The organism is Streptomyces misionensis, from assembly GCF_007896895.1.
Taxonomy (GTDB): domain Bacteria; phylum Actinomycetota; class Actinomycetes; order Streptomycetales; family Streptomycetaceae; genus Streptomyces; species Streptomyces misionensis_A.
Genome location: NZ_VOGW01000074.1, coordinates 1,440 through 10,016, shown reverse-complemented (window position 1 = coordinate 10,016; position 8,577 = coordinate 1,440). Strand labels below are relative to the sequence as shown.

Here is an 8,577-nt window from a genome sequence, read left to right as displayed (position 1 = left end):
CGGTGTGGACGTAGGCGTCGGAGACGAACTCGCCGTCGCTGATGTTGTCCCAGATCTTCGAGGTGCCGTACGTGCCGGTGACCGTGGTTCCCGGGGTCTGGCAGTAGATCGGCACCTTGGCGCCCTCGGGCAGGACGCGGATGACGCCGTAGCTGGTGCCCGGGCCGCTGCGGACGTTCACGCGGACGCCCGGGGCGACCGGGTAATAACGGACGGACATGCGGTTTCCTCCCCCGTGAGCCCCATGCCGGCATGGGGCCTGCTGATTGGCGAACGGAGGTTAGCAAGCCGCCTCGGTCCGCGACGAGCCATCGACTAGGCTCCGTGCGTCGCGCGGACGAGGAGCACGGGGGGCGGTCCAGTCGATGACGCCACAGCGCAGCACCGGAGCGGGCGCGGAGGCCGATATGCCCGAATACGCCGGTCATTACCGCCTGGAGTCACGGCTGGGGTCCGGTGGCATGGGGGTGGTCCACCTCGCCCGCAGTACGTCCGGGCTGCGGCTCGCGGTGAAGGTCGTCCACGCCGAGTTCGCGCGGGACCGGGAGTTCCGGGGGCGGTTCCGGCAGGAGGTGGCCGCGGCACGCCGGGTCAGCGGTGCCTTCACCGCGCCGGTGGTGGACGCCGATCCGGAGGCCGAACGGCCCTGGATGGCCACGCTGTTCATTCCCGGGCCGACCCTCGCCGAGCAGGTGAAGCAGGACGGGCCGCTGGACGCCGGGCAGGTGCGGCGGCTGATGGCGGGGCTCGCGGAGGCGTTGCGCGACATCCACCGCGTGGGCGTGGTGCACCGGGATCTCAAGCCGAGCAACGTGCTGCTCGCGAAGGACGGCCCGAAGGTCATCGACTTCGGCATCTCCCGGCCCAAGGACAGCGAACTGCGCACGGAGACCGGCAAGTTGATCGGGACGCCGCCGTTCATGGCGCCCGAGCAGTTCCGGCGGCCGCGGGAGGTGGGGCCGGCCGCGGACATCTTCGCGCTGGGCTCGGTGCTGGTGCACGCGGCGACCGGGCGCGGGCCGTTCGACTCCGACAGCCCGTATGTCGTCGCCTATCAGGTGGTGCACGACGAACCCGATCTGTCGGGGGTGCCGCAGGGGCTCGCGCCGCTCGTCGAGCGCTGTCTGGCCAAGGACCCGGAGGACCGGCCCACGCCGGACGAGCTGATGCGGCAGCTGCGGTCGGTGGCGGCGTCGTACGACACGCAGGCCTTCATACCGGCGCAGCGGACCTCGAAGACCGTGGGGCCGGTGGACTCGGGTGGGGACCTTCCGCGATCCCCGGAAGAGCGCTCTCCGGAAGGGCGGTCCTCGGAAGAGCGGTCCCCGGAAGAGAAGGGGAAGGGCGGAGGGAAGAGGTCGCGGCGCGGGCGGGTGCGGCCGGGGCGGCTCGCGGCCGTCGTGGCCGGGGCGCTCGGGCTCGTGGCGGGCGGGGTGCTCGCCTCCGTGCACTTCCTGGGCGGCGATCCGGGGCCGCGGACTCCGCGGACGGCGGCGGTGGGGTTCGCGGGGTGGCGTACGGAGCCGGTCGCCGGACGGGCGGCCGCGCCCCGGTGTGCCTTCGGCGCGGGAAAACTGTTGTGCGCCGGTGCCGGGCAGGCGTACGCGCTCGACGCGCGCGGTGGCCGGGTGCTGTGGCGGCATCCCTTCGCGGGGGCGCGCTGGAGCGGGGCCCCGGTGGTGTCGGGCGGGCTGGTGCAGGTGCGCGACCAGGCCGGGGGCGCGGTGGCGCTGGACCCCGGCACGGGCCGGACCCGCTGGCGGCGCGCCCTGCCCGCGGGCGCCGGCACGCAGTACACGGCCGGGACGCTGCTGATCACGGGGGCGGACGGCACGGTCACGGGGGTCGACGGCGGCTCGGGGCGGACGCGCTGGAGCCATCGGCTGCCGGGGGACGGCCGGCCGCGCGTCGACACCTTCCCGGACGACGGGACGGCCGGTGCCCTCGCCTATGCGACGACGACCACCGCCGACGGCAGGAGCACACGGGTCGTGGCCTTCGACCCGGCCACGGGTGCGGTGCGCCGGGACACCCGGCTGACCGGGCTGCTCCAGCCGGTCGGGGCCGAGGGTGACGCCGTGTACTTCACGGCGGCCGATCCGGTGTACGGCGACACCGATGCCGTGGTGCGCTACGACGCCGCGTCCCGGACCCTGCGCCGGGTGCCGCTGCCGGCGCCCCGGCCGGACGTGCACGCCGCCGTGCACCGCGGTGTGGTCTACCTGCTGGATGTGAACGGCGGCCTGGACGCGGTGGACACCGGGGCCGGCGAGCGGCTGTGGCACCTGGAGACGTCGGTGAGCCGCGGCTCGGCGCCGGTCGCCGGGGACCGGTACCTGTACTTCTCGGCGGGTGACGGCCGGCTGCTGGCCGTGGACGTGCGGGGCGGGCGGCTCGCGGGGCAGACGCCGGCCCGGCCGGGTGCCGGTACGGAGGGGGTCGCCGCGCTGCGGGCCGCGCCCGTCCTCGCCGCCTCGCGGGTGTACGGCACCGCCCCGGACGGCTCGGTGTTCGCGCTCGACGCGCGGGACCCGTCGGCCTGGTGAGACGGGAAAGGGGCCGCCCCCGGGAGGGAGGCGGCCCCTTTCGGCTGTCGCGGGTGTCAGCCGAGCCTGCTCACGTCGCGCACGGCGCCCTTGTCGGCGCTGGTCGCCATCGCCGCGTAGGCGCGCAGGGCGGCGGAGACCTTGCGGTCGCGGCCCTTCGGGGCGTAGACGCCGTTCAACTCCTGCTCGCGGCGGGCCAGTTCGGCCTCGTCCACCAGCAGTTCGATCGAGCGGTTCGGGATGTCGATGCGGATGCGGTCGCCGTCCTGGACGAGGGCGATGGTGCCGCCGGAGGCCGCCTCCGGGGAGGCGTGGCCGATGGAGAGGCCCGAAGTGCCACCGGAGAAGCGGCCGTCGGTGATCAGCGCGCAGCTCTTTCCGAGGCCGCGGCCCTTCAGGTACGACGTCGGGTACAGCATCTCCTGCATGCCGGGGCCGCCCTTGGGGCCCTCGTAGCGGATGACGACGACGTCGCCCTCCTTGACCTCCTGGGTGAGGATGCGCTGGACGGCCTCCTCCTGGGACTCGCAGACCACGGCCGGGCCCTCGAAGGTCCAGATCGACTCGTCCACGCCGGCCGTCTTGACCACGCAGCCGTCGACGGCCAGGTTGCCCCTGAGGACCGCGAGGCCGCCGTCCTTGGAGTAGGCGTGCTCGGCGGAGCGGATGCAGCCGCTTTCGGCGTCGTCGTCCAGGGTCTCCCAGCGCTCGGACTGGGAGAAGGCCTCGGCGGAGCGGACGCAGCCGGGGGCCGCGTGCCACAGCTCGACGGCCTCGGGGGAGGGGGAGCCGCCGCGCACGTCCCAGGTCTTGAGCCAGTCGGCGAGGGACGGGCTGTGCACGGCGTGCACGTCCTCGTTGAGCAGGCCGGCCCGGTGCAGCTCGCCGAGCAGGGCGGGGATGCCGCCGGCGCGGTGCACGTCCTCCATGTAGTACGTGCGGTTCTTGGCGACGTTGGGGGCGACCTTGGCGAGGCAGGGGACGCGGCGGGAGACGGCGTCGATCTGCTCCAGGCCGAAGGGGACGCCCGCCTCCTGGGCGGCGGCCAGCAGGTGCAGGATCGTGTTGGTGGAGCCGCCCATCGCGATGTCCAGGGCCATGGCGTTCTCGAAGGCCTGGAAGGTGGCGATGTTGCGCGGCAGGACGGTGTCGTCGTCCTGCTCGTAGTACCGGCGGGTGAGGTCCATGACCGTGCGGGCCGCGTCGACGTAGAGCTGCTTGCGCGCGGTGTGGGTGGCGAGGACCGAGCCGTTGCCCGGCAGGGAGAGGCCGATGGCCTCGGTGAGGCAGTTCATCGAGTTGGCGGTGAACATGCCGGAACAGCTGCCGCAGGTCGGGCAGGCGTTCTCCTCGATGCGCAGGATGTCGGCGTCGGAGACCTTGTCGTTGGCGGCCTCGGAGATGGCGTCGATCAGGTCGAGGGAGCGGACGGTGCCGTCGACCAGGGTGGCGCGGCCGGCCTCCATGGGGCCGCCGGAGACGAAGACCGTCGGGATGTTCAGGCGCAGGGCGGCCATCAGCATGCCCGGGGTGATCTTGTCGCAGTTGGAGATGCAGACCAGGGCGTCGGCGCAGTGGGCCTCGACCATGTACTCCACCGAGTCCGCGATCAGGTCGCGGGAGGGCAGGGAGTAGAGCATGCCGCCGTGGCCCATGGCGATGCCGTCGTCCACGGCGATGGTGTTGAACTCGCGCGGGATGCCGCCCGCCTCGGTGATGGCCTCGCTGACGATGCGGCCGACCGGCTGGAGGTGGGTGTGGCCCGGCACGAACTCGGTGAAGGAGTTCGCGACCGCGATGATCGGCTTACGGCCGATGTCCGCGCCGGGTACACCGGAGGCACGCATAAGGGCGCGGGCGCCCGCCATGTTGCGGCCGTGGGTGACTGTGCGGGACCTCAGCTCGGGCATCGTCGCTCGCTCCTCGATGGACAATTCTGGCTTTCTCCGAGACTACGCCGCCGCTCCAAGGGATGGACACGCCTGTCCGGAATGCGGGACGAGTGTTTCGTCCGGGGGGTCAGGGGTGCGTGAGGTGCCGCTGCACGACGGGTGCCACGTGCGCGACGAGCTGCTCCAGGTCCGCCGAGGCCAGCGGTTCCAGCCTGATCACGTACCGCAGCACGGCCGTGCCCACCAGCTGGGCGGCCGCCAGTTCGGCGCGCAGTTCGGCGTCCGGCAGCCGCAGACGGGCGGCGACGCGCCCGGTCAGCTGCTCGGCGACCAGGCGGCGGAAGACGGCGGCCGCGGTGTCGTCGGTGAGCGCCGAGCGGAGGATGGCCAGCAGGGGTGCGCGGGTCGCGGGGTTCTCCCAGACGCCGAACATGAAGCGGGCCAGCCGCTCCCCCACCGCGTCCGGCGGGCCCTCGGCCAGAGTGTCCGGGGCGCCGGGGGCGGGGGCGAAGGCGATCTCCACGGCCGCCGCGAAGACCTGTTCCTTGGTGCCGAAGTAGTGGTGGACCAGCGCGGGGTCCACGCCGGCCGCCTGGGCGATCCGGCGCACGGACGTCCGGTCGTAGCCGTGTGCGGAGAACTCCTCGCGGGCCGCCGCGAGGATGCGGTCGCGGGTGCGGGCGGACTCGGTGCGCGGAGGCCGGCCGCGGCGGCGGGCGGCGTTCCCGGGTGCCTTGGCGGGGTCGGTCATCGCCGGGGGAGGCGGACGGCGGCGGCCAGGTGCTTGCGGGTGAAGGCCAGGGCCTCGGCGAGGTCGGCCTCGCGCTCGGCGCTCGACATCGCCCGCCGGGTGTTGACCTCGATGACGATGTGGCCGTCGAAACCGGAGACGGTCAGGTGTTCCAGCAGCTCGGCGCAGGGCTGGGTGCCGCGGCCCGGCACCAGGTGCTCGTCCTTGGCCGAGCCGCGCCCGTCGGCGAGGTGCACGTGTCCGAGCCGGTCGCCCATGCGGTCGATCATGGCCAGGGCGTCGGTGCGGGCCGTCGCCGTGTGGCTGAGGTCGATCGTGAAGTGCCGGTAGTCGTCGCCGGTGACGTCCCAGGCGGGGGCGTAGGCGAGCATCTCGCGGTCGCGGTACCGCCAGGGGTACATGTTCTCGACGGCGAACCGCACGTCGGTCTCGTCCGCCATCCGCCAGATCCCGGCGACGAAGTCGCGGGCGTACTGCCGCTGCCAGCGGAACGGGGGGTGCACGACGACGGTGGAGGCGCCCAGTTTCTCGGCGGCGGCCTGCGCCCGGCGCAGCTTGGTCCAGGGGTCGGTGGACCACACCCGCTGGGTGATCAGCAGACAGGGCGCGTGGACGGCCAGGACCGGGATGCCGTGGTAGTCCGACAGCCGGCGCAGCGCCTCGATGTCCTGGCTGACCGGGTCGGTCCACACCATGACCTCGACGCCGTCGTACCCCAGCCGCGCGGCGATCTCGAAGGCCGTCGCCGTGGACTCCGGGTACACGGAGGCCGTCGACAGCGCGACGGGCACGTCCCTTGGTTCAGCCACGTCCGTCACCTTAAAGGGTTCGGCGGGGCGGGTGCCGGGTGCCGGTCGGCCGTTGTGAGGTATGCCATGGGGCAGGTTCCTAGGCCGTGCCCATGTGGTCGAGGCGCCGCAGGATGACGCCCTCGCGCAGCGCCCACGGGCATATCTCCAGGCTCTCCACGCCGAAGAGGTCCATCGCGCCCTCGGCCACCAGGGCGCCGGCGAGGAGCTGGGCCGCCCTGCCGTCGGAGACGCCGGGCAGCTCGGCGCGCTGGTCGATGGTCATGGCCGACAGGCGCGGGACCCAGGCCTCCAGGGACTCGCGCTTGAGTTCGCGCTGGACGTAGAGGCCCTCGGCGCTGCGGGCGGCGCCGGCGATGCGGGCCAGCTGTTTGAAGGTCTTGGAGGTGGCGACGACGTGGTCGGGGGCGCCGAAGCGGGCGAACTCGCCGACCGTGCGGGCGATCTCCGCGCGGACGTGGCGGCGCAGGGCGCGGACGTCGTCCGGGGCGGGCGGGTCGCCGGGCAGCCAGCCGGCGGTGAGCCGGCCGGCGCCGAGCGGGAGGGAGGCGGCGGCGTCCGGCTCCTCGTCGATGCCGAAGGCGATCTCCAGGGAGCCGCCGCCGATGTCCAGGACCAGCAGTTTCCCGGCGGACCAGCCGAACCAGCGGCGCACGGCGAGGAAGGTGAGGCGGGCCTCCTCGGCGCCGGAGAGGACCTGGAGCCGTACGCCGGTCTCCTCGGCGACCCGGGCGAGGACCTCGTCGGCGTTGCTCGCCTCGCGGACCGCGGAGGTCGCGAACGGCAGCAGGTCCTCGACGCCCTTGTCCTCGGCGGCCTGGAGGGCGTCCCGTACGACGTCGACGAGCTTCTCGATGCCGGCGTCGCCGATGGCGCCGCCGTCGTCGAGGAGCTGGGCGAGCCGAAGGTCGGCCTTGTGCGAATGGGCGGGCAGCGGGCGGGCGCCGGGGTGGGCGTCCACCACCAGCAGATGCACCGTGTTCGAACCCACGTCCAGGACACCGAGTCTCATGTACGGAACGCTACTGCCAGAACGCGGCTCCTCGGTCCCCGGTCCGGGGGCCGGGCACTTACCCTGGACGGGTGCCAAAGACGAAAAAGGCGAAGTCGGCAAAAGCCGAAAAGGCGGACAAGGTACGCAAGGCCGCCAGAGCTTCCAAGGGGTCGAAGGTGAGCGACGAGAAGGGGCTCGACTTCGCGCGCGCGTGGGTGGAGTTTCCCGATCCGGCGGACGACGAACAGGTCTTCCGCTGCGATCTGACCTGGCTGACCTCGCGCTGGAACTGCATCTTCGGCAGCGGCTGCCAGGGCATCCAGGCAGGTCGCGCGGACGACGGCTGCTGCTCGCTGGGGGCGCACTTCTCCGACGAGGACGACGAGAAGCGGGTCGCCGAGCACGTGGCCCGGCTCACGCCGGACATCTGGCAGCACCACGACGAGGGGGTGCGCGGCGGCTGGGTCTCGGAGGACGAGGAGGGGTCCCGGCAGACGCGTCCCTTCCAGGGGTCCTGCATCTTCCAGAACCGGCCGGGGTTCGCGGGCGGCGCGGGCTGCTCGCTGCACATCCTGGCGCTGAAGGAGGGCCGGGAGCCGCTGGAGACCAAGCCGGACGTGTGCTGGCAGCTGCCGATCCGGCGGACCTACGAGTGGATCGACCGGCCGGACGACACGCGGGTGCTCCAGGTGTCCATCGGGGAGTACGACCGCAGGGGCTGGGGTCCGGGCGGCCACGACCTGCACTGGTGGTGCACGTCGGCGACGTCGGCGCACGGCGCGGGGGAGCCGGTGTACGTCTCCTACCGGGCCGAACTCACGGAGCTGATGGGCAAGGCGGGGTACGACAGGCTGGTCGAACTGTGCGAGCAGCGCCTGGCGTCCGCGCTCCCGGTCGTCGCCCCGCACCCGGCGGACCCGGCACCGTAGCCGCGCTCGTCCCTTACCCGCCCTGGCTCGTTCCCGCCCTGGCTCGAAGGGCCCGCTCGGCGCCTGCCCGGTCCGTGCCCGACCGGGTGGGGCGCCGGTCTCGGGCACGGCCCGGACGGCGGGCGGCCGACTGTGCCCGCGGGCGCGCGGCCGCCGGCTCCCGGGCCGGGTTCGTCCCGGGACCGGGCTCGCGTACCGCCGGTGCCGGCCACGTGCGCACATGACACCTCCCGGCCACCGCTGCCGCCGGGCCGGGCGGGCGTGGGACCCGAGCGCGAGACCCCCGCCCCTTCCTATCCGGGCCGCGATCACGGCCGTGCCCCGAGCGCCCGGTCCTCCTCACCCGGCGCCGCTCGCCGTCCGGGCCCGGCGTCCCTTCTCCTTCGGGCACCGTCGGGGCCGTTGACCGCCTGCCGCCACCCTCTTTCCGGCCGGGGCCGCGTTGCGCCCTGCCTCCAGCCGGAAGCCGAAGGCCGCAAGCCGCAAGCCGCGATGCCCGCACCCCGGCCGTGAACCCGCTGCCCGGCCGACCGCGGTGCGTTCCCCGCTCCGCAAGGCCCCGGGGACGTTGACCGCTCGCTCCCCCACCCCGGCCGCAGGGCCGCGTTGCGCCCCCGCACCGGCGAGGCGTGTACCCCGGCGTGGCTTCCTACGTG

At 73.8% G+C, this 8,577-nt stretch carries 7 protein-coding genes; 2 read left to right on the top strand and 5 right to left on the bottom strand.

Going from position 1 to position 8,577, the window contains the following annotated elements:
- Nucleotides 1-220, bottom strand: a 220-nt coding sequence (locus FRZ03_RS13235; RefSeq protein WP_146465380.1) for an SH3 domain-containing protein, incomplete at its 3' end; no start/stop codon positions are given.
- 145 nt (nucleotides 221-365) lie between these two features.
- On the opposite strand from FRZ03_RS13235, the gene FRZ03_RS13230 reads away from it, so the two are divergent.
- Entirely contained in the window at nucleotides 366-2,546 is a 2,181-nt protein-coding gene (locus FRZ03_RS13230; protein WP_146465342.1) for a serine/threonine-protein kinase, read from the top strand.
- A 56-nt stretch (nucleotides 2,547-2,602) separates the two neighbouring features.
- Here FRZ03_RS13230 and ilvD read toward each other — a convergent pair whose 3' ends face one another.
- The 4 genes from ilvD to FRZ03_RS13210 form a co-directional block, all read right to left on the bottom strand.
- A complete protein-coding gene (gene ilvD / locus FRZ03_RS13225; protein ID WP_146465341.1) occupies nucleotides 2,603-4,456 on the bottom strand; it encodes a dihydroxy-acid dehydratase in 1,854 nt (617 codons plus the stop codon).
- A gap of 109 nt (nucleotides 4,457-4,565) precedes the next feature.
- Nucleotides 4,566-5,189: a TetR/AcrR family transcriptional regulator gene (locus FRZ03_RS13220; RefSeq protein WP_146465340.1), complete on the bottom strand. Its 624-nt coding sequence runs from the start codon at nucleotides 5,187-5,189 to the stop codon at nucleotides 4,566-4,568.
- Nucleotides 5,186-5,998, bottom strand: coding sequence for a sugar phosphate isomerase/epimerase family protein (locus FRZ03_RS13215; RefSeq protein WP_146465339.1), 813 nt, complete (start codon nucleotides 5,996-5,998; stop codon nucleotides 5,186-5,188). The genes FRZ03_RS13220 and FRZ03_RS13215 overlap by 4 nt, the downstream gene beginning before the upstream one ends.
- 79 nt (nucleotides 5,999-6,077) lie before the next feature.
- Complete coding sequence (locus FRZ03_RS13210) at nucleotides 6,078-7,010, bottom strand: Ppx/GppA family phosphatase (RefSeq protein ID WP_146465338.1); 933 nt, start codon at nucleotides 7,008-7,010, stop codon at nucleotides 6,078-6,080.
- Nucleotides 7,011-7,081: 71 nt separating this feature from the next.
- On the opposite strand from FRZ03_RS13210, the gene FRZ03_RS13205 reads away from it, so the two are divergent.
- The gene (locus tag FRZ03_RS13205) at nucleotides 7,082-7,921 is read left to right on the top strand and encodes a DUF3109 family protein (RefSeq protein WP_146465337.1); all 840 of its coding nucleotides are present in this window, start codon (nucleotides 7,082-7,084) and stop codon (nucleotides 7,919-7,921) included.
- The last annotated feature ends 656 nt before the right edge of the window (nucleotides 7,922-8,577 follow it).